Source organism: Occallatibacter sp. FHG110214_02 (genome assembly GCF_059115385.1).
Genome location: NZ_JBZYWK010000004.1, coordinates 173,876 through 196,867, shown reverse-complemented (window position 1 = coordinate 196,867; position 22,992 = coordinate 173,876). Strand labels below are relative to the sequence as shown.

Below are 22,992 nucleotides of genomic sequence, written 5' to 3'. Positions count from 1 at the left end.
GCTAAGTGTTCTGAGAAGCAATCAGGCTGGCAGCGTAGTAGATGTCTTCAAAGAGGCGAGCCTGAAAGAGATCGTCCGTGCCGGCGCGGCGCAGCATGGTGCGGACGTCGCGCCGCAATAGCTGGTAAGTGTGCAGCATCTGCGGCACCTCCGGCTTGCTCTTGCTACGGATAAAGGCGTTACACAGCTCGCGCATAACGCCTTCCGCAGTGCCGTTGTGGATGTAGGCATCGGTGCCCTTAAGATCGCTGAGCGATTTGTCGATGCGGCGAGGCTGGGATTCAAATACGAACCAGGTGTGGCGGCGGCGATTCATCTTTTGCCACGTCACGGTCATGCCCAGTTCAAACGGCATGTTGAAGCGCGGAGTAGGCGGCGCGGTGCGCTCCAGCTCAACGCGGGAGAGGTCGTGAATGGAGTAGCGGCAGCTCTGAATGAGCATGAGAATGCGGTCGAGACGCCGTTCACCGCCGGGGATTTCAAGGGTTGCGCGGGGTTGAAGGCTGAGATGCGCCAGGCCTGCGGTATAGGCAAGGAAGAGGTCGCTGAAACGGCGGTCGTAGGGAACGTTGAGAAAGACGGTGCCCGCCTGAACTTTAGGCGGCTTCATTCGCTGCCGTTGGGCGAGGCTTGGATGGGGTGTCTTTGCTCTTCTCAGTCCTGTTGTTGGCAGGGCGCTTCGGCTGTATGCTGTTTTGCACGATCTCCTGGATATACTTCTGCCGCTTCTTGCTCAGGCCGAGGCGCTTGGCCACCTCTTCCGGAGTGATGATAGGCGTATTGATAATGGCAGGCCGCTGCATGAGTCGATGGTACTCCGGAATGTGTGTAGTTTCCAGTGTGTTTTGAGGCGCAGCCCCACGAAGTGGCGCAGGCGAAGCCGAAGGATCTGCGGGTGCCTTTATATAGCCTTTGCTCTTTATAAGCTTTCAGCGTTTTACAGTTTTCGCCGTATATCTAAAACCCCTTGTCCCTTTGTCCCTATCCCCTTGTCCCTGCCTTTCTGTGGAAAACTCCTTGTCAAGCCCTGAGCCCGAAAATATTTTCTAACCCACTCATTCTAAAGACCAAAAAACTTCGCCAGTTTTGCGTGCAATTATGCCTTTTTGTGGACAATAGAAATATACCCCTGAAAAAGGAGTTTTTTCATGCGTAACCTCACGGTCCGCGTCCCGGACGAGGTGTATACCGCTGCACGCGTATACGCCGCCCGGTACAACACATCCCTCTCCGCCGTAGTCGCCGATTTTCTCTGCACCGTCCGGAACGTCAGCCTCTCCATACAGGGTGTATCCCCCGGCATGGCCATCGACATCCACCGCGACCTGCTCGCCGAAAGCGCGGTTGGCCGCGTCAACATTGAGCCATTCAATAACCGCGAAACCTACAGTTGGGCCCGCGCCTACATCCAGGAACGTAACCGCCAGCAATAAGAATCCTGAAACCAGCCATCCCAAACGAAGGAGAGGAGGACAGCATGCACCCATCGGTAGGCACAATCAATTTGCCCCTCGCCCCTCTCTCCTTGTCCCAGCCTTCTGCACAGTTCCACAGTTCAGGAATAAAGAAACTGCACAGTCCCTGTGCAATCGCCCGTAATCCACACAAAACAAATGGCCCCGGAACCGGGGCCACTGTGTTCACCTCTCAGGACGCATCAACAAACCAGCCGCGAGCGCGTCAGCTTGATTCCATCCAGCCGTCCCAGCAGCGTCACGGCAATCTTCTCCGGGTCGAAGAGCTGCTGAGCCGTCTGCTGAACCTGTTCGGCGGTCACCGCATTGATGTTGGCGATAATCTCGTCGCTGTTAAAGAAGTGGCCGAAGTAAATCTCCTGCCGGGCCAGGTTAGCCATTCGCGAGCTGGAGCTTTCCAGCCCCATCAGGATGTTGCCCTTGAGCTGGTCCTTGGCTCGTGTCAGTTCCTCGTCGCTGAGCGGCTGCTGCTTCAGCTTGGCAAACTCGGCAAGGATAAGGTCGATGCACTCCAGCGCCTTACCGGCAGACGTTCCGGCATAGACACAAAGACAGCCGGTATCGCGGTAAGGCGTCAGGTCCGAGTAGACCGAGTAAGCCATGCCACGCTCTTCGCGAATCGTCTGGAAGAGCCGCGAACTCATGCCGCCGCCCAGAACAGTATTGAGAATCAGCGTAACGTAGCGGTTAGCGTCAGCAATCGATGGCGAAGGAACGCCAAGGCAAATCTGGACCTGCTCCAGCGACTTCTTATTGCGAAGCAGAATCTTGGCGGCGGTCAGCGGGGCAGGCTCTTCCGCGAGAGCCTTGCCGGAAGGTAGTGCACCAAATTTCTCCGCGACAGCCGCAACAAACTGGTCGTGCTCAAGGTTGCCCGCAGCAGAGAAGACCATGTTCCCGGAGTGGAACCGGCCAGTGTGGTAGTCAAAAAGCCGCGGCTGGTCAAAGCTCGAAACCGTAGCCGTGGTGCCAAGGATAGGCTTGCCGAGCGGATGGTCCTTCCAGAAGTTCTGCGTGAAAAGCTCGTGGACAAGGATGTCAGGATTGTCCTCGTCAATCTTGATTTCCTCAAGAATGACGCCGCGTTCGCGCTCAATGTCCCCGGAAGCAAAAGTCGGATTCAGAACAAGGTCGCTGAGAACGTCGAGCGCAATCGGCACATGCTCATTGAGCGACTTCACGTTGAAGCAGATGGTCTCTTTGCCGGTAAAGGCGTCGAGGTTGCCGCCAATGGAGTCCATCTCCCGCGCAATGTGCTGGGCGGAGCGGTGGCGGGTTCCTTTGAAGACCATGTGCTCAACAAAGTGAGAGATACCGTTGATTTCGGCCTCCTCGGCACGGGAACCGGATTTAATCCAGGCGCCCATGGAGACGGAGCGAAGGTGTTCCATACGCTCAGTGAGAACGATGAGGCCGTTGGGGAGGATGGTGCGGCGGAGATTGCGTTCAATGCTCATAGGTTCGTCAGTGGTTAGACTTATATTTTACGGGAACGGGAACCGAAAAGCAGAGACCAGGGAACAAGGACAAGAGACAGGGGAAAGACGGTCAGAATTTGGGCGAGAAACTTGTAAAAATCGGCGGCGAAGGGGCCGGACTGCAGCCGCTGTTTGGGTTAGATGCGGCTGGGCTGGCTGTGGTGATGGAGAATTTAGGCGAGCCGGCATGGCGCGGCAAGCAACTGGCCGAAGCGCTTTACCGGCAGCGGGTTAGCTCGCTTGACGGGATTACGACGTTTTCCAAGGCCCTGCGGGAGAAACTCTCCGCAGAGTTTGAGGTTGCGCGCCCAGGGATTGCGCAGGTCTTTACTTCAGTAGACGGAACAGAGCGGTATCTCGTGGAAACGCTCAAGGGCGACACGGTAGAGACTGTCTGGATGCCGGAGGGCGACGGCGGCGAAGCTGGCGACGGCTCGGACGCCTGCGAAGTTGGCCCGGAAGCAAAGCGCGGCTGGGACAGAGCTACGATTTGCGTTTCCAGCCAAGTAGGCTGCGCGGTCAACTGCCAGTTTTGCCTAACGGCGAAACTGGGCCTGCAGCGGAACCTGACCGCCGGAGAGATTGCCGGGCAGGTAGTCGCAGTGCTAGACCGGCAAGGCGTGGAAGTGGGGCGTGACCGTGTGAACCTTGTCTTTATGGGCATGGGCGAGCCGTTTCTGAACTACGAAAGCTTCATGGGCGCAGTAAAGCTTTTGGTTGAGGAAGTCGGGCTAAGTCCGCAGAGAATGACAGTTTCCACTTCAGGCATTGTGCCGGGAATCGAGCGGTTTGCGGCGGAACCGGATGCGGTGAGGCCGAAGCTGGCGATCAGCCTGAATGCTCCGAATGATGAGGTGCGCAGCGAAATAATGCCGATTAACCGCAAGTGGCCAATCGAAGCAGTGATGGACGCGGTACGCGAGTTAAAGCTGCGAACCAAGGAACGCGTGACATTTGAGTACGTGCTGCTGGGCGGCGTCACGGACCGCGAGCAGGATGCGCATGAAGTGGCCCGCCTGGTGCGCAGAACAGGGCTGGCGGCCAAGGTGAACCTGATTGCGTGGAATCCGGGGCCGGGCGTGCCATACCAGATGCCGCGTGACGGAGCGGTAGAGCACTTTAAGCAAACGTTGGCGGCAGAAGGAATTTCGGCATACCTGCGCAGGCCGCGCGGCAGGGATATTTACGCAGCTTGCGGCCAGTTGAAGCGGACACTGGAAACAGCGAACAAATGACAGGTCGCAAGTCGCAGAAAAGCCTCCCGCGCTCAGCGTGGGAGGCTTTTTCATGCAGCTTACTTGGCCGGGGGCGGGTTGTAGGGTTTGACGTTACCGCAATAGGGAAGAAAATTCAGCTTAGCGAAGCGCGGAGGTACGGCCTAAGGCAAGAAGCGCACCGGTAACGCTAGCGGCATTGTGGCGAACCACAGTCTCTTCAATGGCAAAGTTACCGGCAATGACTTTAACGCCGAGCGATTCGACACGCTCAATATCCGCCTGGATGGGGGATGCGTCTTCGACAGCGTAGCGGGCGAGGGTATCGGGCGAAAACTGCGCAGTGTTGACGATGGCGTAGTCGAAGATGGAAGCGCGTGTGTGCTCGTAGATCCGCTCAATATGCTGCGAAGCGGTGAGATTGAGGCTTTCGTTGGCCTGCGTCATGAGGTTGCAGATGTAGACGCGAAGCCCCCGCGCAGTAGCGAGCGCAGTAGGAATGCCCTGCACAAGCAGATTCGTGATTAACGACGTGTAGAGCGAGCCGGGGCCAACGGTGATGATGTCGGCATGAGCGATGGCATCAAGCGTTTCGGGCAGAGCAGTGGCCGTGGGCGGGTCAATCATTAACTGCTCAATGCGATGCTTGCTGGCGGTAATGTTGGTTTCGCCGCGAACAATGGAGCCGTCATCCATGCGCGCCATGAGCGTGGCGTTGGCGGTGGTAACGGGGTAGATGCGGCCACGTGTTGCCAGCACCTTGGAGGCCATCTGGATAGCGAGACCGAAATCGCCTGTGAACTCGGTGAGTGCGGCAACAAAGAGGTTGCCGAGGGTATGGCCTTCCAGGCAGTCGCCGGAGCGGAAGCGGTGGTCGAAGATTTGCGCAAGCAGGTCGTGCTCTTCGCTAAGGGCAACCATGCAGTCGCGCAGGTCACCGGGCGGCAGCATGTTGAAGTCTTTGCGGAGGCGGCCAGAGGAGCCACCGTCATCGGTGACAGAGACTACGGCAGCGAGGTCGGAGATTTCGCTGGGAGAGGATGCGCCGACAGGGGTAACGTGGCCCCAGAGGCCGCGAAGGAGTGTGGAGAGGCCGGTGCCTCCGCCCATGGCTACAATGCGCAGCGGGCGCGTGACTGCTTGGGATTCATGGATGGGCGAGGCTGATGGCAAGCAATACTCCTGCGAAGAGAGAGCCGGGGCTGTGGTTTCCCATCCTTCGACGAAAGCACCGAAGGATGGGGCACGAAAGGTTCCTGGCTGACTTTCTCTTTACGGCTCAGGATATAGCAGCTCGGTGAAGCGTGGATCGTCAGCCATGGGCTGAAAATCATTGTCCGAGCGCGCTTGCAGGCGGTTGCGCGGATTGATGTGGATAGCTTTGGCCAGATTTTCCAGCGCTTCTTCCGGATGATTGGTAATGCACTCAAGCAGCGCAAGGCCGTAGTAGGCATAGTCAGCCTGCGGACTGTCATGCAGGACGCCTTCAAAGTGCTCTCGCGCGTCCTCATAGAAGCCGGCGTTGAGCTGCCATACTGCGTAGTTATAGCGCTCTTCGAGAGTCTGGAAGTTGAGCCGCGCTGCCTCAAGCTGCCGCTGGCAGGTGGAGATATACATGCGGATGCGCTCGGTGATTTCGGGCGGAGCCGTAGGCAGCAGCTTTTCAAGAGCTGCAAGCGCCTTATCGTATTTGCCCTGCTGCACCAGTTGCACAGCTGCCTGGTACTGCGTGAAGGCAGGACCGGTGTAGGCGGGAGCCGCGGGCTTGGCCGCAGACTTTACCGCTGATTTCGCTGCTGGCGACTTGGCCGGGGCAGGGGAGGTTTTCTTGCGGCTCGCAGCCGCGGAGCTTGCGGTTTCCTTCATGCAATCATTCCGAGTTGCAAATCATTCCTTAATAAGCAGTACATCACGCTGCCAGATTTGTCCTCTGGCAATGCTGCCGGAGATTTCCATTGCTCAGGCACCTGTTATACGCAGAACGCCTCTCTACGTCAAGGGACTGGTCATCCGGGCAACTGCGCGCATTGCACGCCATTCGTGCTGTGGATACAGTTGCGTGGTTTTTTGTTGCTGTATTTGTCAGGAAGACTTGTTGTAGATGGCCGGGTTGAGCGTGGGGTCGTTGTACATCTTGAGTTGTTGGTAGAGCTTGAAACGGCGGGTTCCAGCGTGCGTTTGTTGCCATAGCGCGTCGAGGCAGTTGGCGAGGTCGGTTCGTTGTTCGGTGAGGATGGCAAGGCGCTGCTGATTACGTTCGATGTGGCCGGCGGGAGCGTCTTTTCGCTGAGCTTCTTCGCGCGTGTGGTAAAGCTTCAGCGAGAGAATCGAAAGACGATCGATAATCAGGCCGGGCGTTTCAGAGTTGAGCGGAGCTGCAGGCGAGGGAAGACCCAGCGGGTTGAGATAGCTGAGCAGAAAGCGGTCGAGTTCTTCAACCAGGTCGTTGCGGAGCTGGTTGGTCTTATCGATGCGGCGTTTTACGGCCGCGATGACTGCGTCCGAAGCGTGCGGAGCGCGGGCTTCATCTTCCGTATGCCAGAGAGCAAAGTTGGCACGGTGCTGGCGTGAGACGAGCAAAAGAAAAACATCGGAAGTTGGCGCATCGGCTTCCGGTGCGAGGTGCCATTGGGTCGTGAGATGGTCTTGAAGTGGAACAATGGCCTCTGCGGAAAGCATTCTCTGCGTGTCCTTAATGTGTATGCCGTATGAATTGTAGTCTCTATGGTAGAACTATGCTCACGTGCCGGTCGAATGGATACGCCAAGGGGGGCGAATCGTGGTCGAGCCAATGACGGATACGGTCGAGCGGATTCTCTGCATTTCTACTTATGAAAAGGGGCAGGACTTCCTGCGCCAGTGTGCGGAGATGGGCGTGCGCCCCACACTGCTGACCATTGAAAAACATAAGAACGGCGACTGGCCTCATGATGCGCTGGAAGACCTGGTGGCGATTCCCGAGGAGCTGACCCGCGACCAGATTACGAATACCGTTGGCTGGATGGCGCGTGGGCGGAACTACGACCGCATCGTAGCTCTCGACGAGTTTGATCAGGAGTTAGCGGCGCATTTGCGTGAGCATTTCCAGGTGCCGGGAATGGGCTTTACCACGGCGAGCTTTTATCGCGACAAGCTGGCAATGCGAACAAAGGCCCGCAATGCTGGATTTCTCGCGCCGGAGTTTACTCGCGTAGTCAACTACGACGAACTGCGCGATTACATGAATGCAACTCCTGCGCCATGGCTGCTGAAGCCGCGTGCAAATGCTTCAGCAATTGGAATTCGCAAGATTCACGAGCAGGAACAGCTCTGGCGCGCTCTCGACGAACTGGGAGACTTGCAGACGTATTATGTGATGGAGCGCTTTGTGCCGGGTGAAATTTACCACGTGGACTCGGTTGTGAGCGAAGAGCAGGTGGTCTTCTCTGTGGTGCACAAGTATGGCAAGCCGCCGATGCAGGTAATGCACGAGGGCGGCGTCTTCAGCACACGCACAGTAGACCGCGCCAGCCGCGACTGGCAGGAGCTGACGCAGTTGAATGCAAGGCTTGCTCCGGCGCTGGGAATGAAGCGCGGAGTAACGCATGCGGAGTACATCAAGGCGCATGCCGACAGTCGGTTTTACTTTTTAGAGATTGCGGCACGCGTAGGCGGAGCGTTTATTACGGACTTGGTGCAGGCAGCTACAGGTATTAGCTTATGGCGGGAGTGGGCGCGAATCGAAGTCGAGAATCTTCGCGGCAATCCCTACCTGCTGCCTGCAAACTATGCGGAGTATGCAGGCAGCGTACTCTGCCTTGCACAGACAGCAGAGCCGGATACCAGTGCATTTGATGCTCCGGAAATTGTGCAGCGGATGAAGAAGCACCACCATGCGGGGCTGATTGTGCGCTCGCATCGGGCGGAACGCGTAGAAGAGCTTGTAAATACGTATAGCGAGGCGTTCGCGCGGCAGTTCCTTGCTTCCATGCCTGCTCCGGAGAAACCAACTGCGTAAGTGGGCGATTCACGCTAATGCCGCAGGTTCATTCGTCGAAAATTGTTCAACGGAAGATAGATTTTCAACTGTCTTCACACTAAACTCTGAGGCATAAGTCAATAAAGAATAGTTGTATTAAGAAAAAACGCAAATCCTGCCGAATAACCAAGTTGTGGGTTTGCACAAAATACTGAACAAGCTGCCGTGGCAATCCCCAGATTGCGAATCAGGAGATCCCCGATGAGGCGTTTGTTACATACATTCTTTCTAGTGGCGATATCGATTGTTCTAAGTGAAACCATTGTGAGAGCCCAGGTAGACGCGCCGCAACACGCGTATGCGAGTGGTTTTTCGTCCAGTCTCGATTACTTGAATCCAGACTCCCTGCCGTCAGCTCCTGAGCCCGCAGGTGCGGGAGGACAACAGCGGAGCCCGAATGACGTGCCATGGATGGGTGTAGTGCATTACGGGTTGTTTTCCCGCGTGGCGGTAGGCGCGGATATTTCTCCGCTGGGCGTTGGTATCAAGGGCGCCACGATTCTGAGCGAGAAGATTGACCTGCGGTTAATGGGAAATTTTTTGAGCATCAGCGGTGACTATGGCGGTGCAGACGATATTCAGAACGTGGGCGGCACGCTGCATTTTGCATCCTTGCAGACCGCCGTTGATTTTTATCCGAGGAACAGCGTGTGGCGGCTGAGTGCGGGTCTGCTGCTGTGGAATGGAAATAATATTTCCGCGCATGGCACCGAAACGGGCGGGACCACCTTTACACTGCCTACCTGCCCGGCGAATAACTGCCCTCCACAGGGGTACACCTTTCAGACCTATACTTCCGACCCTGCTGACCCGTTTGGGATGAACGTATATCTCAACATGCACCCGCGGCAGCCTGCGTTCACGGTGAGCGGCGGGTTCGGGCGCTATGTCCCGCGTTCGGAGAGGCACTGGTCTTTCCCCGCAGAGTACGGGGTGGTTTTTATGGGTGCACCGAAAGTCAGCTTCACGCCGTTTGGCTCGGTTTGCGGGCCCGCTCCTTCCACAGCCTGCAGCCCCGCAACGGACAATACCGCGTTTTTGGATGCGTTGTCCACGTATCAGCAGCGGCTCCAGAGGAATGGTTTCAACCACGTCTCGATATGGCCGATTTTTTCCTATGGTGTGATGTACAGCTTTGATACAGGGCGCTGAATCGGGAAAATGGGCTTCCGATGGCACAGCAGAAGGCTTGCGCAGCATGGAAGTCCATTGATTTATATGAGGTAATAGGGAAGAGTCGCGGCGCAGAAAGAGTGGTGAGCTCGCTGGGACTTGAACCCAGGACCCACGCATTAAAAGTGCGTTGCTCTACCAACTGAGCTACGAGCTCGTTCAGGGCCGCTACTTCCAAACTAACACAAGCGCGCTGTTGTGTGTGACTACTGGTTTAAGAGGGCATGGTAAGGCGGAGCATCTACGGGGTTTGTGCCGCTGCCTGGTTGTAAGGTGTAACTGCAGAAGTTCATCTACTTGCTGGCAACGTTGTTTCAAAATGGGACATCTTAGAATGTTAAGCCAGTGAGAAATATCAGCCGGGATCGCGGTCAAAAGGTTGAGCTCTTATTTTTGCAGGTAAGATTTTTCTGCATTGGAAAAGGCCGCAATAGCCAGCGTTGAGCATGGACAGTAAAGGGTTCCTGCTGTATACGTGTTATTAAGGTAACCAGGTTGGGTTTACTAACTGTAAAACACCCTGCGAGAGTGCTTTAGGGCACCCCGTGGTCGGGATAGCGAGAGGGGACTCGCGCATGCCGGTACTACGGATGGGGGCCGAATTAGAGGCGGCGCAGAGCGCCGGCCACTGGGGAAGGTTATCCGCAAGCCGGATAGCCGCAAAGGAAAGATGGGGAAATACAAGGCGGTTCTTGTGTCAGATGAGACTCCTGAAGATATAGCTACGCTTTATTCTTGGGCCAATTTGCATGGTGCAAAATATCGTGATTTTTCCGCGAACAGGGCGCGGGCACGGGAGAGTGCGCGTGCTCGCGTACAAGAAGCAATCGATGCAGAGCAGAAGCGCATGCAGGAGGCTACGGTTGCAGCAACCGAGGCTCCGGTTCTGAGCGCAGAGAGTTCCGTTGTCGCTGTGGATGTGACGGGCGTTGCGGATGCCGTGAGCATGCCTATGGTCGCGCAGGCAGAGGTTCCGGTGAGTGCTGGGAGCACACGGATGCAGGAGCAGCCGTTGTCGGCGCCTGTTCCGTTGCCGATGCTGGTTCCGGAAGAGATGAGGAGCGCGGCGACTCAGATGCCGTTGCCTGCAAAGCCGGTTGCTGCGGCTTTCGGGCCTGGTTCTATAGGACTAGGCTCTACGGGACTGGTTTCTACCAGCCCGGCACATCGTGCGCCGCAGTGGTTTGCGCTGAAGGGAATTTTGGCGGATACGGCCAGCCGGAGTGCGGGTAATTTGCCGCTTGCGGCTCAGCAGCCTGTCCGTGTGCCTGCGCTGGCAGTGTTTTCTCTGGCGGGGGGAGTAGGGAAGTCGTGCGTGGTGGCGACTCTGGCACGCACGCTTGCTTCGCATGGCGAACGGGTTCTGATGGTGGATACGGCTATCTTCGGGACACTGCAGTATTTCTTCGGCGCGCATGAACAGAAGATCGGGGTTGCGCGGACATTTAAGGGGCCGGATGCCAGCGGCGTTGCTCCAATTGACCTGCTTTCGCTGGAAGCTGAGGCAATGGCGGCTGAGAGCAATCCGGCGGAGTCCCTGACAAATGAGATTCTACGCAATGCCCGGTCTGCGAATCGCATCCTGATCGATATGGAGACGTCGTTTGTCGCCATCGCGCGCAGGGTTCTGCGGATGTCGCCCACGGTACTCGTTCCGGTGACACCGGATGTGCGTTCGGTAGCGAGTGTGTGTGCAATTGACGCATTCTTCCAACGGAATCCCAGCGGGACGGGGCAGACGGTTGCGCCGCTCTATGTGCTGAACCAGTTTGATGAGGGCCGCAGGCTACACCAGGATGTGCGGACCATGCTGCAGAATCAACTGGGGGAGAGGTTGCTGCCGTTTGTGCTGCACCGGGCCCCGGCGGTGAGCGAGGCTTTGGCGGAAGGTATGACAGTAGTGGATTATGCGCCGGGCTCCCAGGTTGCCAACGACTATGAAACTCTGGCTGAATGGGTGAGAACATTGGCCGCGCCTTCCGAGCATGTGTACTGGGGTGTGCGCTGGAGTGAACGATGACGGCAACCGGCTTGTGGAACGACATTGGCCGTGGTGAAAACCTCCTGACTAAGATTCTTCGGCTGGCATTTCTGCTGGTTGTGGGAGTCGTCTTTTATTTCTTTGTGGTTTTGCCGCTGACATGGCCGCAGCAGACGGTTTGCGGTCTGTTGTTTTTGCTGGTGGGCATTGCCGTTGCGCGAAGCTCGGAATCCTACATCGTTACGCTGACACTGATGCTGATGTCGCTGTTCTGCAGCTTCCGGTATGGGTACTGGCGCTTTGCCACGATGTATGAGTTCTTCAACGACCCAGCCAACCACTGGGGAATCATCGAAGGCGTCTTTATGTTCGCGCTGATTGGCGCGGAAGTGTATGCGTTCGTGGTGATGATTCTCGGCTATTTCCAGACGATATGGCCGCTGCGCCGTGCTCCGGTGGCAATGCCGGATGACGAAACCGAATGGCCGCATGTAGATGTGCTGATTCCCACGTATAACGAGCCGCTTGAGGTGGTGCGTTATACGGTGCTGGGTGCCATCAATATCGATTGGCCCGCGGATAAGCTGCATGTTTACCTTTTGGACGATGGCCGGCGCAAGGAGTTTGAGGAGTTCGCCGCAGAGGCCGGTGTTGGCTACAAGATTCGCAAAGACAACAAGCACGCGAAGGCCGGTAACATCAATACCGCTCTTAAGAGCATGGACTCGCCTTACGTGGCAATCTTTGATTGCGACCACGTGCCTACGCGGAGCTTTCTACAGATAAGCATCGGGTGGTTTCTGCGTGATAAGAAACTGGCGATGCTGCAGACGCCGCACCATTTCTATTCGCCTGACCCGTTTGAGAGAAATCTGCAGCAGTTCAAGATGATTCCAAACGAGGGCGAGCTGTTCTATGGCGTGGTGCAGGACGGCAACGACTTCTGGAATGCGACGTTCTTCTGCGGCTCGTGCGCCGTAATTCGCCGCAAGGCGCTGGATGAAATTGGCGGCATTGCTACCGAGACTGTGACCGAGGACGCGCATACATCGCTGCGGATGCAGATGCGCGGATGGAATACGGCATATATCAACATTCCGCAGGCAGCGGGCCTGGCCACGGAACGGTTATCAGCGCACGTAGGGCAGCGAATTCGCTGGGCTCGCGGAATGATCCAGATTCTCCGGAAAGACAATCCGCTTTTTGCACCGGGGCTGAAGTGGCATCAGCGGCTTTGTTACTTCAACGCAATGCTGCACTTTCTGTATGCGCTGCCGCGGCTGCTGTTCATGGTGTCTCCGCTGACGTATCTGCTGCTCTCGCGCTCCAATCTGCCCGGATACTGGGCGGCGATTATGGCGTATGCCGTGCCGCATCTGGTAATGGCAAACATCACCAACTCGCGGATACAAGGCGAGTACCGGCACTCGTTCTGGAATGAGATTTATGAGACGGTGCTATCGCCGTACATCCTGTTCCCCACGCTGCTGGCGCTGGTAAATCCGAAGCTGGGCAAGTTCAATGTAACAGCAAAGGGCGGCGTAGTTTCGCGGACGTACTTCGACAAGAAGATTGCGCAGCCGTTCCTGATTCTGCTGGTGCTGAATCTAGCCGGATTGGCGATGGCAATTCCGCGCTTCTTCATCTGGGACGCAACACATCCGGGCACCGTGGTGATGAATGCGCTGTGGTGCTCATTCAACGTCATCATTCTCGGCGTTGCCAATGCGGTGGCGCGCGAGCAGCGCCAGCTTCGCGAAGCGGTGCGCATCAATGTCGAAATTCCGGTGGTTGTAAAGTTTCCGAATGGCCGCACCGTAGCGGGCGAGACGGTGGACATGTCCGCGGGCGGATTGAGCCTGACGCTGAATGAGCCTGTGAAGATAGAACCGCAGACGGCATTGCAAATTGAGTTTCCTGTTCCATCGAGTGCGAATTCACTAACCGCAACCACAATTGCGATCGAGGAGGATGTGTTGCGGGCAAAGTTTGAAGCAAAGACGGTGGCGGAACAGGAGTTGCTGACAATCGTGCTATATTCGCGTGCGGACTCGTGGCTGGGATGGGGCGAGGCTCGCGATCGCGACAACATTCTGCGTAGCATGGGGCATATCTTCATGATTTCGATGCGCGGGCTGGTCACCACGTTCAAGGGGCTCTTTGAACCGGACGTGAAGGAAGAACCAAAGCGCGGGCGGCTACCTGCTATCAGTGGATTGCTGCTGCTTGTGGTGATGGCCACGGCCTTGTTCGGCACGGAGCACCTTTCCGCGCAACAGCCAGAAGATGTTTTCCTTGGACAACAGGAACGCGACCAGATCAAGCAGGGGCCTCCGCCACCGGCAGGGCAGTTTCGCGACGTATTCAGCCTGAACGATGCGGGCTCGCCGCTAATTGAGTTGCATGGCATCGACAGCGGGCATACGGTTTACTTCACGCTACCGGAGACGCATGTTCCCAAGGTGGCGAAGATACACGTGTTCTATATCTTTTCACCAAGCTTGGTGGCGCAGATTAGCCACATACGCCTGTCGCTGAATGGAACAGTCTTTGCAGCGATTGAGCCGAAGGCGCAGGGAAATGGTGCAGCCAGCGAAAATGCCGAAGCGATTTTTGATGTTCCGACGGACCTTCTGGTGCATAACAATGCGCTGCGGTTTGAATTCATGGGCCATTACACAATGGCGTGCGAAGATCCGTCGAACTCAACAATCTGGGCGCGCATTCATCGCGCAACATTTCTGGATATCCAGGGCGAGGATTTGCCCGTCAGCGATGATTTGAAGCAACTGCCGCTGCCATTTCTTGATCCTGCGGTGGTGCAGCCGCTGAGCGTGCCGGTGATTTTTTCTTCGACGCCATCACTAAAGGCAATCCAGGCGGCGGGCATTGTGACGAGCTACTTCGGGATGGTTTCCGAGAACAGGCCGGTGCGGTTCCCGGTACATGTCGGCGATATTCCAAAGGGCGATGCCGTAGTTATTGCAGATGGCTCAGCAAGCCTTCCGCCGGGGTTGAACCTTCCGGAAATTCACGGGCCTACAGTCGCCATGCGGACAAATCCGAATGACCCGTACGGCAAAGTGCTGATCCTTGCCGGAGAGAATGGCGAGCAGGCAATCCAGGCAGCGCAGGCGGTGGCGCTGCATAGCGGGCTGCTGAATGGAACCGTTGCAACGATTGACACGTTGAAACTACCAAACAAGCAATTACCCGATAAAGCTCCGCGATGGGCGCAGACGGATAACACCGTGGCGTTGTGGGATTACGCGACGGCGGAGTCGCTGCAGGGAGACGGCTCCGCTCCCCTGAATGTTTATTTCCGGCTGCCTCCGGATATTTTTTACGCGGCGCGGCCTGATGCAATTCTGAAGCTGGCCTATCGATACAACTCGATTCCGATTGGTCCCATATCGAGCCTGCAGATGCGAGTGAACAATGCGTTTCTTGGCTCGCTGCCTCTGCAGCCGGGAAGAGAATCGGTGCGCACATCGAAGCTTGATGTGGCGGTTCCCGTGGTCAATCTGCGGCCGTTTTCCAACTCACTTTCCTTTGACTTTACATTCCAGTTGCTGAAGAACGAGGGGTACTGCGCCGGGACGACGCCCAAAAACATGCAGGGTGCAATTCTGCGCGACTCGTTCCTTGATTTGCGCAGCTATCCGCACTATGCGCCGATGCCAAATTTGGAAATTTTTGCGAATGCAGGGTTTCCATTTACACGATTTGCGGATTTGAACAATACGATTGTTGTATTACCTGCCACGCCCACAGAGCAGGAGATCGAAATGTTCGTCACGCTGATGGGGCACTTTGGGCGGCAGACGGGCTTTCCGGGGCTTCGCGTAACGGTTGCCGGGCCGGATAGTCTTGTAGATGGCTCGCCGAGCGACTTCCTGGTGATTGGCACGGGAGATGACCAGCCCGGCTTTGACAAACTGGCCGACAAGCTGCCAGTGTCGTTGAGTGATGGCAAGATTCAGGTGCATGATACGCAGGGTTTCTTTGCCCCTCTGCATCATGCGTGGTGGAAAGTGCAGTCGAATGAACATGAGGACTCCGGGGAGTTAGTAGCCTCGGGGAATCCGGATGGCATCATAGAAGGCATTGAGTCGCCGTTCTACCGTGCAGGTGGCAAGAGTATTGTGGCAATTCGCATTAAGGATGCGGCAACGTTTGAACCGTTTATGTCGACGTTTCTTTTTGTGCAGCAGGCCAGTGATATTCAGGGCTCTGCTTCGCTGCTTCTGGGGACACGCTTTCAGTCCTTCCGGATCGGCTCCGCTGTATACCATGTAGGGGAACTGCCGTGGTGGACTCGACTGACGGTGTTGTTTGCCTCAATGCCATGGCTTTCCGCAATTGTGGTCCTTGCGCTGGCATTTCTCCTGGCTCTGTGGGTTCGGCAGTGGCTACGTCAACAGGCTCGCACCAGGTTGAAGATGGCTCGTTAACAGGCTGTACGGAACAACAACGATATACACAAGCATCAGGCTGGAAATCTGGTCTTCAAAAAATCTTGCGGTTGCGCACGGATGGATGGAATTGCCCGTGCCAGTGCGTAACCGCATAGCTGATTCGGAGCTTGGAAGCGATGATGTCATGGTTTTCGCGGTCAGGATATCGGGTGCTGTTCGTGCTGCTAGGCGTGTGTCTTGCCGCAGGAAGCGGCTGCGGGCAGGCGGAGAAATGGCCTTTGTGGGAGCACTATGCCGCAAGTTTTATTGACCCGCAGGGGCGTGTGGTTGACCACCAAAACGGTGATTGGACGACCTCCGAAGGGCAGAGCTATGCGATGTTTTTTGCGCTGGTGAGCAATGACCGCGCCCGCTTTGACAAGCTGCTGGCCTGGATGCAGAACAACCTTGCGTATGGGGATATCGGTGCGCATCTGCCGGGGTGGGTTTGGGGACGTGCTCCGGACGGGCAGTGGCGGATGCTCGATGGCGGTCCTGCTGCAGACTCGGATTGCTGGATTGCTTATGACCTACTGGAGGCTGGGCGTCTCTGGAACGAGGATCGCTACACGCAACTGGGGCGTCGGCTGCTGGCGTTGATCGGCCAGACGGAAGTGGCTGCGCTGCCGGGCTTTGGACTGATGTTGATGCCGGGGCCGAGTGTGAACTTTATCCATGACAAGGTCTACACGCTGAATCCGAGCTACGTGCCGCCGTTTCTGTTTCAGCGTTTTGCTGCGGTGCGCCCGATTGGGCCGTGGGGCGCCGTGGCTGCGGATATTCCAAAGTTTCTAAGCCAGAGCGCGCGGATGGGATTTGCAATGGACTGGGTGGACTACTCGCAGGGGCATGGGTTTTGGCCTTCGCCGCGCTGCTCGGCTGGTGGTGGAAAGGGCCCTGCCGTTGGCTGCGGCAGCTATGACGCGATACGCGTGTATGCGTGGGCCGGAATGGTCAACGGCAAGGGAATGATGCGGGATAAGCTGATTGCGGCGGTTCCGGGAATGGGTACATACCTTGCCAATCATGGTGCGCCCCCGGAAAAGGTGAGTGACCAGGGGAGGGCAATGGCGCAAGATGGTCCTGTAGGGTATTCAGCGGTGCTGCTGCCGTATCTGCAGGCGTTCCCGCAAGCCGGCAAAGCACTTACGCAGCAGCAGGCAAGAGTGACAGGCGAGTTGAATCCAACGTCCGGCTTGTACGGCAATGCGCCGACTTATTACGACCAGAACCTTGCGATGTTTGGCGTGGGCTTTGTTGAGAAGCGGTTTGGGTTTGGGCCCAATGGAGAATTAACAGTGGGGTGGAAACATTGATTCAGGCTCGGAATAAGACACGGGGCGTGGCGCGGTTGAGCCTGTTGGGTGTTGTATGCGTTTTTTTGATTGCGGGATCGATGCAGGGGCAGACGGCAATTGAGAAGACCCGCCAGACGCTGATCTCCAATGCTCGGTCGTTGGAGAATCGCGGAAGACCGGACCTTGCCGTGCAGGTATGGCAGCAGGTGTTGATTTCTGATGCGAGGAATGCCGAAGCGCTTGCCGGCGTGGCTCGCGATTACAAGTTGATGGGCAAGAAGACGGAATCGGATGCGGCGCTGGACAAGCTGCGGGCGGCTTATCCGAATGACCCGAATATCGCGAAGATTCAAGGTTTGCGAAGCACACAGGGCCAGAATGAGGCGTTGAAGCAGGCCGGCGAACTGGCGCGCGCGGGTAAGAGCGACGACGCGATGAAGGCGTACCGCTCGATGTATGGGGACCATCCACCGGACGGCGATGTTGGCTTGGCCTACTACCAGACGCTGTACGGCACGGCAAATGGAAAGCAGCAGGCCATTGCGGGCCTGCGCGCGATGATGCAGCGCAATCCGAGCGATGCCCGGTATCCGATTGCTCTCGGAAAAATTCTTACCTATGACGCAAAGACACGGTCGGAAGGCATTCGACTGCTGCGGGCGCATGAAAGCGACTCCGATGCGGCGCAGGCTCTGCGGCAAGCCTTGGTTTGGGAATCGTCGAGTCCTTCCTCTGCCGGAGATTTGCGCGAGTATCTCAGAACCCATCCGAACGACGCAGAGCTGGCCGCCAAGCTGAAGGACGACGAAGCCCGCCTGGCGCAGATGAACTCGGGAATTGCGCGGAACCCTGAAGAGCGCGCAGCCTTTGCGGCTCTGAATGCAAAACACTATGACGAAGCGCAGCAGCGCTTTTCCGCGATTCTGACGAAAGATCCGAAGAATGGCCGCGCTGCGGCGGGCATGGGCTTTTTGCGCATGCAGCAGAATAATTTCGGCGGCGCAATCAGCTTCTTAACGCAGGCGGAGCAGAACGGCTATCGCGAGAGAAGCGTGCAGGACGCTCTTGAAACTTCCCGCTTCTGGTTCACCATGAGCGAGGCTTCGCAAGCCGTGGATGAAGGTCAATATGACACGGCCGCGGCGAAGTATCGCGATGCGCTGGGGATGAAGCCGAACAGCCCTGAAGCTCTGATGGGGCTCGCCGGACTCTTGCTGCGCGAGGAGCAGTATTCTCAGGCTGCCGGCGTGTATAACCAGTTGCTGAAGCAGCAGCCGGGCAGTGCCGATGCGTGGCGCGGGCTCTTTCTCTCCTATGCGCGCAGCGGTGACAGCGCGCAGGCGCTCGCCCTGTCCGATAAGTTTCCCGATGAAGTTCGTGCGGTGATGAATCGCGACCCGGATTATCTTCTGACGCTGGCCACGCTGTATAAGACCGAAGGCCGTTCGATCGACGCGGAGAATGTGTTGTCGCAGGCGCTGACGCTGCCGCTTCCGGAAAATGGCGCAAACCTGAAATCCGCAACGCGGCTGCAATACGCAAGCATTTTGATGGCGGCGAACCGCTACAGCCAGGCCGCGGCGATGTACACGCAGATTCTGAATGAGGATGGCACGAACATCTCCGCGTGGATGGGCCTGATTAGCGCCGAGCACCAGATGGGCCAGGACGATGTTGCCATCTCCACCGTCGAGAAGATGCCGCCGGCGACCTATGAAGCCTCGCTGAATGACGCGGATTTTCTTTCGATGCTGGCCTCGATTTATCAGCAGAACAACCGCTACGACGTGGCGCAACAGTTATTGGAGCGCGCAGCCAAGCTGCAGACTGCGAAGGGTGCGCAGCCGAGTCTGCCGTTGCAATTGCAGATGGCGGGAATTTACCTGCAGCGCAACAACACGGCGCAGGCTTACGGAATTTACCGTCAGGTGCTGACAGCCCACCCCGACAATGTGGACGCGTGGAAGGGCCTGATTTCCACTCTGCAAGCTACGAATCATACAGCGGAGGCGCTGCAGCAGATTGCTTACATTCCGCCTGCCGTGCGGCAGAAGCTGGAGCAGGACCCGGAGTTTGTAGAGTCCGAGGGAAGCCTCTATGTCTCCGGAGGCGATTATGCGCAGGCCACGCAGTATATGAATCGCGTGAATGCCTACTATGCACGCCTGAAGCAGCCGATGCCTGCTAGCATGGCGATTCAGAATGCGTGGCTGCTCTACAACACAAAGAATGACCGGGCGCTGTATCCGGCGCTGATGAACCTTGGCGGACGCTCCGACCTGACCGTGGCGCAGCGTGAGCAGGTGCAGAACATCTGGGCAAGCTGGGCGTCGCAGCGGGCGGCATCGGCGTTCACCAACGGTAACAACGAGCGAGCGGTGGAGATCCTGGAAGCAGCCTCAGCGGCGTTTCCTGACAACGTGACGGTGAAGCGTACGCTGGCCGGCGGGTATCTCAAGGTAGGCCACTCGCGGCAGGCGCTGGCGATTTATAAATCGCTGCCGACAGAGGATGCGACTGCGGCTGACTATCAAGGCGCGATTGGCGCGGCGCTGGCGGCGAATGACAAGACGCAGGCCGAGGCATGGCTGCGTGAAGCAATGGCACGCTATCCCGGCGATTACCAGATTCTCGGTGCAGCGGCACGATTTGAGCAGGCGCGCGGCGATGACCAGCGCGCCGCGGACTACTGGAAGGCGGCGTTGGCAGCGATGCCTCCGGGCTCGCCGACAGACAGGCTGGCGCATGAAATGGCGTATCCCGACGAGGATACAAAGCCACATAAGGCCACAACGGCTGCGGACCTTGCGCGCTTGCTGAATCCCGACTACGAGCAGTTCCCGCGGACGGTGCAGTTGCCGCCGCTGCCTTCTTACGGTCCGGACCCATATCTCGGGAAGGCTCCCGTCGTGCCCGGCCAGCAGATGGCAGCACAGTCAAATCCGTACGGTGCAATTCCAACCACCACGCAGGTTCCAGTACAGCAAACAGCCACGCCGGCCTCTACGGCTCCGCTACCGGCACCGCCAAAGCATGCGAAGAAGTCCAAGGCGAAGGATTCCGGCACGCTGGGAACTGTGGGGCTGACGCCGGGAGGGCAGAACTCCGTTCCGGCGCAGAATGCCGAGAGGCAGACCAAGCCGCAGAGCCGATTGATTGTGCCGTTCCTGCCAGGTTCCGGCGGCGGGGCAGTTTCCGGGATTGACGTGGGTGCGGCTGGTTCCAGCGCCGCCGGTGCAACGGAAGCTGGTCCAGTGTTTATATCCGGCCCTGCGACGGCTCCCGCGCAGGGAAATGCCAATGGTTCGGCTCCGCGCTTTACGCAGGGAAGCGTGGCGCAACAAGGGGCTCCGCAGGGGCATTACGACATTCAGACAGGCCTGAAGCTCTCCGATGAGCCTGAGGGCGATTCGATTGCGGCGCGGGTTGGTCCTGCGTTGCCGTTGCCAGACCGCTCGATGGTGCAGACTTCGTCGATGGTGCAGGTGGAGGCTCCGATTAAGCCTCTTGAAAATGCGCAGATTTCGCTGCCGTCGAGTCCGATTGCGCCGCCTCCAACAGCGGTTGCGGCAGTGGCTACACAGCCCTTGTCGATGGAGCCAGTCCAGTACACGCCTTCGGCACAAGATGCGGCCACAGGGGCGTATTCAGCGCAGGCGAAGCAGAAGCCATCGCCGTCCGCGCAGAAGACAGTCGCGGCTCCGCAGACGGTTCAGCAGCCTGTAGTTGCGGAATCGCAGGCAAGCGCCACTCCTAAAAAGACGGTCAAGCGGAGAGCGAAGCAAAGCACGCAGCCGAAGCCGCAGGCAACGCAGACGGTACCTACGCTGGCGACGGCGCCGGCAGAGGAGCCGCAACAGGCCGCTCCGGTGGTGCAGGCGCAGGAACAGGTTCCTTCGGCTACGGACCAGGACTTGCAGCAGCAGGGGGTTCCTCCGCTGCGTGGACCTTGGGTGCGCACGCAAAGGCAGCCGCGGCAGTTGGGCCCGCGTGAAGAAGCAGAACTGGCGCTGCGCTCTCTGGAGAGCAGCTACTCAGCGTGGCTGGGCGGCGCGGGCATTGTGAACGGGCGCAGCGGCAATGCCGGGTATGACCGTCTGACGGCGCTGGAGGCTCCGTTTGAGGCTTCCGTGCCGTGGCGCTACAACGGGCGGTTTACGGTTGTCGCCAAGCCTGTCTTCCTTGATTCAGGTCAGGCGGATGGAACGGCGGTCATTTCTGTGCTGCAGTCTACAAACTCCGGCACGGCGCTGGTTACGATTCCGGAACCGCTGGGTACGGACACGAATACCGGGCCGAATCCGGCGACCAATTCTACGGGTACTCCGCCACCGCAGCAGAATGCGGCGGGACTTGGCGGCGAAGTTCAGTTGGCTTTCCCGCACTTGCAGCTTGCGGTGGGGCATACGCCGTATGACTTCCTGGTGAGCAACTGGACTGGGCGCGCGAACTGGAATCCGGGCGGCGGGCCGTTTACCTTCAGCCTGAATCGCGATTCGGTGAAGGATACGCAGCTTTCGTATGCGGGTATGCGTGATCCGGGGTCGGCTTCGCTGCAGTATCCGGGCAATATCTGGGGCGGCGTCATGTCGAACGAGTTTGGTGCGCAGTATGCGAAGGGCGATGCGGTCTCCGGCTATTACTTGAGCGTGGGCGGGCGTTATCTGCGTGGTTATCACACGGAGACGAACTCGCGTTATGACGGCGACGGCGGGGCTTACTGGCGCGTGTGGACGCTGCCAGAGTATGGCTCGCTGACGTTGGGCGCGAACTTCTTCGGCATGCACTACGCGAACAACCAGTCGGCCTATACGTACGGCATGGGCGGCTATTTCAGCCCGCAATTCTTCTTCCTGGCGGGCATTCCCGTGACGTGGACGGGGCACTACGGGACGCGCACGCACTACGAGGTGGCGGGCGGAATTGGCGTGCAGGCCTTCCAGCAGGATAAGACGCCACTGTTCCCGCTGGCGGCGCAGAGGCCGAACCTGATTGCGCTGAGCAATGCGGCGTTCCCGGCGCTGACGACCGTGGGGGCGAACTACAACTTCCGCGCGGTGGTGGCGCATCAACTTGGCGAGCACTGGTTTATTGGCGGCTTCCTGAGCGCGAATAACACGAGCAATTACAACGCGGTGAATGCCGGGTTCTCGGTGCATTACCTATTCCGGCCGCAGCCTTCTACGGTGACGGCTCCGACGGGGTTGTTCCCGTGGGATGGGTTTAGGCCGTTCCGGGTGCCGTAGAGGCGATTCCGGCGCTGTTTCCTTACTGTTCCCTTATGCGCTCTGTGAGGTGCGCACAGTGGCCCCGGTTTCGGGGCCATTTGTTTTGTTTGGGTTGCGGACGATTGCACAGGGACTGTGCAGTTTCTTTATGTCTGGACTGTGGAACTGTGCAGAAGGCAGATTACAGGTTTCAGGTGTCAGGTTACAGAGGATCGGGCCTGCTGTTGACGGCATTGGGGCTCCTTTCTTTTGAGTTAGCGAGTTGGCAGCGCTTCGGGCTTAGCAAGTTAGCGGGAAAACAAAACGGCCCGATTCCTTGGGAATCGGGCCGTTTTCTGCTTATTTTTAGTTTGGCATAAATGGGCATAATTGAGCGCAAATCCGGAGAGGATTTTTGCTGAATGGAATCAATGAGTTAGAAAATATTTTCATGAAAAGGGCTTGACAATGGTTTTCCACAGACAGGGTGCAGGGTTTTAGATGCACGGCAAAAACTGTAAAAAGCCAAAAGCTTATAAAGGGCAAAAACTATACAAGGCAACCGCAGATCCTTCGCTCCGCCTACCCCACGAGTGATACAGCCGTTCGCGGGGCCCCAAAGTGCTTCGCTCAGGATGACACCCGATGATTTATTGGGAGAACAGGATGACAACACTTCGATTTGTGGGGG

Annotated in this window: 14 protein-coding genes and 1 tRNA gene; 8 read left to right on the top strand and 7 right to left on the bottom strand. The window is 57.6% G+C overall.

Going from position 1 to position 22,992, the window contains the following annotated elements; genetic code table 11:
• Position 1: 1 nt before the first annotated feature.
• Positions 2-610 carry a hypothetical protein gene (locus AC5S3R_RS05890; protein WP_494266081.1) on the bottom strand — a complete coding sequence of 203 codons (609 nt, stop codon included), beginning with the start codon at positions 608-610 and terminating at the stop codon, positions 2-4.
• Positions 597-803: a hypothetical protein gene (locus AC5S3R_RS05885; RefSeq protein ID WP_494266080.1), complete on the bottom strand. Its 207-nt coding sequence runs from the start codon at positions 801-803 to the stop codon at positions 597-599. Before AC5S3R_RS05885 ends, AC5S3R_RS05890 begins: the two co-directional genes overlap by 14 nt.
• A gap of 345 nt (positions 804-1,148) precedes the next feature.
• Here AC5S3R_RS05885 and AC5S3R_RS05880 point away from each other — a divergent pair, with 345 nt between their 5' ends.
• Positions 1,149-1,433: a hypothetical protein gene (locus AC5S3R_RS05880; RefSeq protein WP_494266079.1), complete on the top strand. Its 285-nt coding sequence runs from the start codon at positions 1,149-1,151 to the stop codon at positions 1,431-1,433.
• A 224-nt stretch (positions 1,434-1,657) separates the two neighbouring features.
• On the opposite strand, the gene AC5S3R_RS05875 is transcribed toward AC5S3R_RS05880, so the two are convergent.
• Positions 1,658-2,932 carry a M16 family metallopeptidase gene (locus AC5S3R_RS05875; RefSeq protein WP_494266078.1) on the bottom strand — a complete coding sequence of 425 codons (1,275 nt, stop codon included), beginning with the start codon at positions 2,930-2,932 and terminating at the stop codon, positions 1,658-1,660.
• Between the two features lie 98 nt (positions 2,933-3,030).
• Between AC5S3R_RS05875 and rlmN the strand changes: the two genes are divergently transcribed.
• On the top strand, positions 3,031-4,188 hold the full coding sequence (rlmN, locus tag AC5S3R_RS05870; RefSeq protein ID WP_494266077.1) for a dual-specificity RNA methyltransferase RlmN: 1,158 nt from the start codon (positions 3,031-3,033) through the stop codon (positions 4,186-4,188).
• 120 nt (positions 4,189-4,308) lie between these two features.
• On the opposite strand, the gene AC5S3R_RS05865 is transcribed toward rlmN, so the two are convergent.
• The 3 genes from AC5S3R_RS05865 to AC5S3R_RS05855 all read right to left on the bottom strand — a co-directional run bounded on the left by AC5S3R_RS05865 (position 4,309) and on the right by AC5S3R_RS05855 (position 6,846).
• Positions 4,309-5,340, bottom strand: a complete 1,032-nt coding sequence (locus AC5S3R_RS05865; protein WP_494266076.1) for a gluconeogenesis factor YvcK family protein — start codon at positions 5,338-5,340, stop codon at positions 4,309-4,311.
• A gap of 99 nt (positions 5,341-5,439) precedes the next feature.
• Positions 5,440-6,033 (bottom strand): tetratricopeptide repeat protein, encoded by a 594-nt coding sequence (locus AC5S3R_RS05860; RefSeq protein WP_494266075.1) that lies wholly within the window; start codon positions 6,031-6,033, stop codon positions 5,440-5,442.
• 216 nt (positions 6,034-6,249) lie between these two features.
• Complete coding sequence (locus tag AC5S3R_RS05855) at positions 6,250-6,846, bottom strand: DUF4254 domain-containing protein (protein ID WP_494266074.1); 597 nt, start codon at positions 6,844-6,846, stop codon at positions 6,250-6,252.
• Between the two features lie 100 nt (positions 6,847-6,946).
• Between AC5S3R_RS05855 and AC5S3R_RS05850 the strand changes: the two genes are divergently transcribed.
• Positions 6,947-8,164 carry an ATP-grasp domain-containing protein gene (locus AC5S3R_RS05850; RefSeq protein WP_494266073.1) on the top strand — a complete coding sequence of 406 codons (1,218 nt, stop codon included), beginning with the start codon at positions 6,947-6,949 and terminating at the stop codon, positions 8,162-8,164.
• A 222-nt stretch (positions 8,165-8,386) separates the two neighbouring features.
• Positions 8,387-9,337 (top strand): hypothetical protein, encoded by a 951-nt coding sequence (locus AC5S3R_RS05845; RefSeq protein WP_494266072.1) that lies wholly within the window; start codon positions 8,387-8,389, stop codon positions 9,335-9,337.
• A gap of 102 nt (positions 9,338-9,439) precedes the next feature.
• Here AC5S3R_RS05845 and AC5S3R_RS05840 read toward each other — a convergent pair.
• Positions 9,440-9,515 (bottom strand) — tRNA-Lys (locus AC5S3R_RS05840).
• Between the two features lie 690 nt (positions 9,516-10,205).
• Here AC5S3R_RS05840 and bcsQ point away from each other — a divergent pair.
• From bcsQ to AC5S3R_RS05820, 4 genes are all read left to right on the top strand, one after another.
• A complete protein-coding gene (gene bcsQ, locus AC5S3R_RS05835; RefSeq protein ID WP_494266071.1) occupies positions 10,206-11,378 on the top strand; it encodes a cellulose biosynthesis protein BcsQ in 1,173 nt (390 codons plus the stop codon).
• Positions 11,375-15,793 carry a UDP-forming cellulose synthase catalytic subunit gene (gene bcsA, locus AC5S3R_RS05830; protein WP_494266070.1) on the top strand — a complete coding sequence of 1,473 codons (4,419 nt, stop codon included), beginning with the start codon at positions 11,375-11,377 and terminating at the stop codon, positions 15,791-15,793. Before bcsQ ends, bcsA begins: the two co-directional genes overlap by 4 nt.
• Before the next feature lie 140 nt (positions 15,794-15,933).
• Positions 15,934-17,112, top strand: a complete 1,179-nt coding sequence (gene bcsZ, locus AC5S3R_RS05825; RefSeq protein WP_494266069.1) for a cellulose synthase complex periplasmic endoglucanase BcsZ — start codon at positions 15,934-15,936, stop codon at positions 17,110-17,112.
• Positions 17,100-22,340 (top strand): cellulose synthase subunit BcsC-related outer membrane protein, encoded by a 5,241-nt coding sequence (locus AC5S3R_RS05820; RefSeq protein ID WP_494266068.1) that lies wholly within the window; start codon positions 17,100-17,102, stop codon positions 22,338-22,340. Before bcsZ ends, AC5S3R_RS05820 begins: the two co-directional genes overlap by 13 nt.
• Positions 22,341-22,992 lie beyond the last annotated feature (652 nt).

What these genes read in the sequence shown, in the direction of transcription:
- AC5S3R_RS05880 (WP_494266079.1), top strand. Translation starts at nt 1,149, where the DNA reads ATGCGTAACCTCACGGTCCGCGTCCCGGACGAGGTGTATACCGCTGCA.
- AC5S3R_RS05855 (WP_494266074.1), bottom strand. Translation starts at nt 6,846, where the DNA reads ATGCTTTCCGCAGAGGCCATTGTTCCACTTCAAGACCATCTCACGACC.
- AC5S3R_RS05845 (WP_494266072.1), top strand. Translation starts at nt 8,387, where the DNA reads ATGAGGCGTTTGTTACATACATTCTTTCTAGTGGCGATATCGATTGTT.
- AC5S3R_RS05860 (WP_494266075.1), bottom strand. Translation starts at nt 6,033, where the DNA reads ATGAAGGAAACCGCAAGCTCCGCGGCTGCGAGCCGCAAGAAAACCTCC.
- bcsQ (WP_494266071.1), top strand. Translation starts at nt 10,206, where the DNA reads ATGCAGGAGGCTACGGTTGCAGCAACCGAGGCTCCGGTTCTGAGCGCA.
- bcsZ (WP_494266069.1), top strand. Translation starts at nt 15,934, where the DNA reads ATGATGTCATGGTTTTCGCGGTCAGGATATCGGGTGCTGTTCGTGCTG.
- AC5S3R_RS05875 (WP_494266078.1), bottom strand. Translation starts at nt 2,932, where the DNA reads ATGAGCATTGAACGCAATCTCCGCCGCACCATCCTCCCCAACGGCCTC.
- AC5S3R_RS05885 (WP_494266080.1), bottom strand. Translation starts at nt 803, where the DNA reads ATGCAGCGGCCTGCCATTATCAATACGCCTATCATCACTCCGGAAGAG.
- AC5S3R_RS05890 (WP_494266081.1), bottom strand. Translation starts at nt 610, where the DNA reads ATGAAGCCGCCTAAAGTTCAGGCGGGCACCGTCTTTCTCAACGTTCCC.
- bcsA (WP_494266070.1), top strand. Translation starts at nt 11,375, where the DNA reads ATGACGGCAACCGGCTTGTGGAACGACATTGGCCGTGGTGAAAACCTC.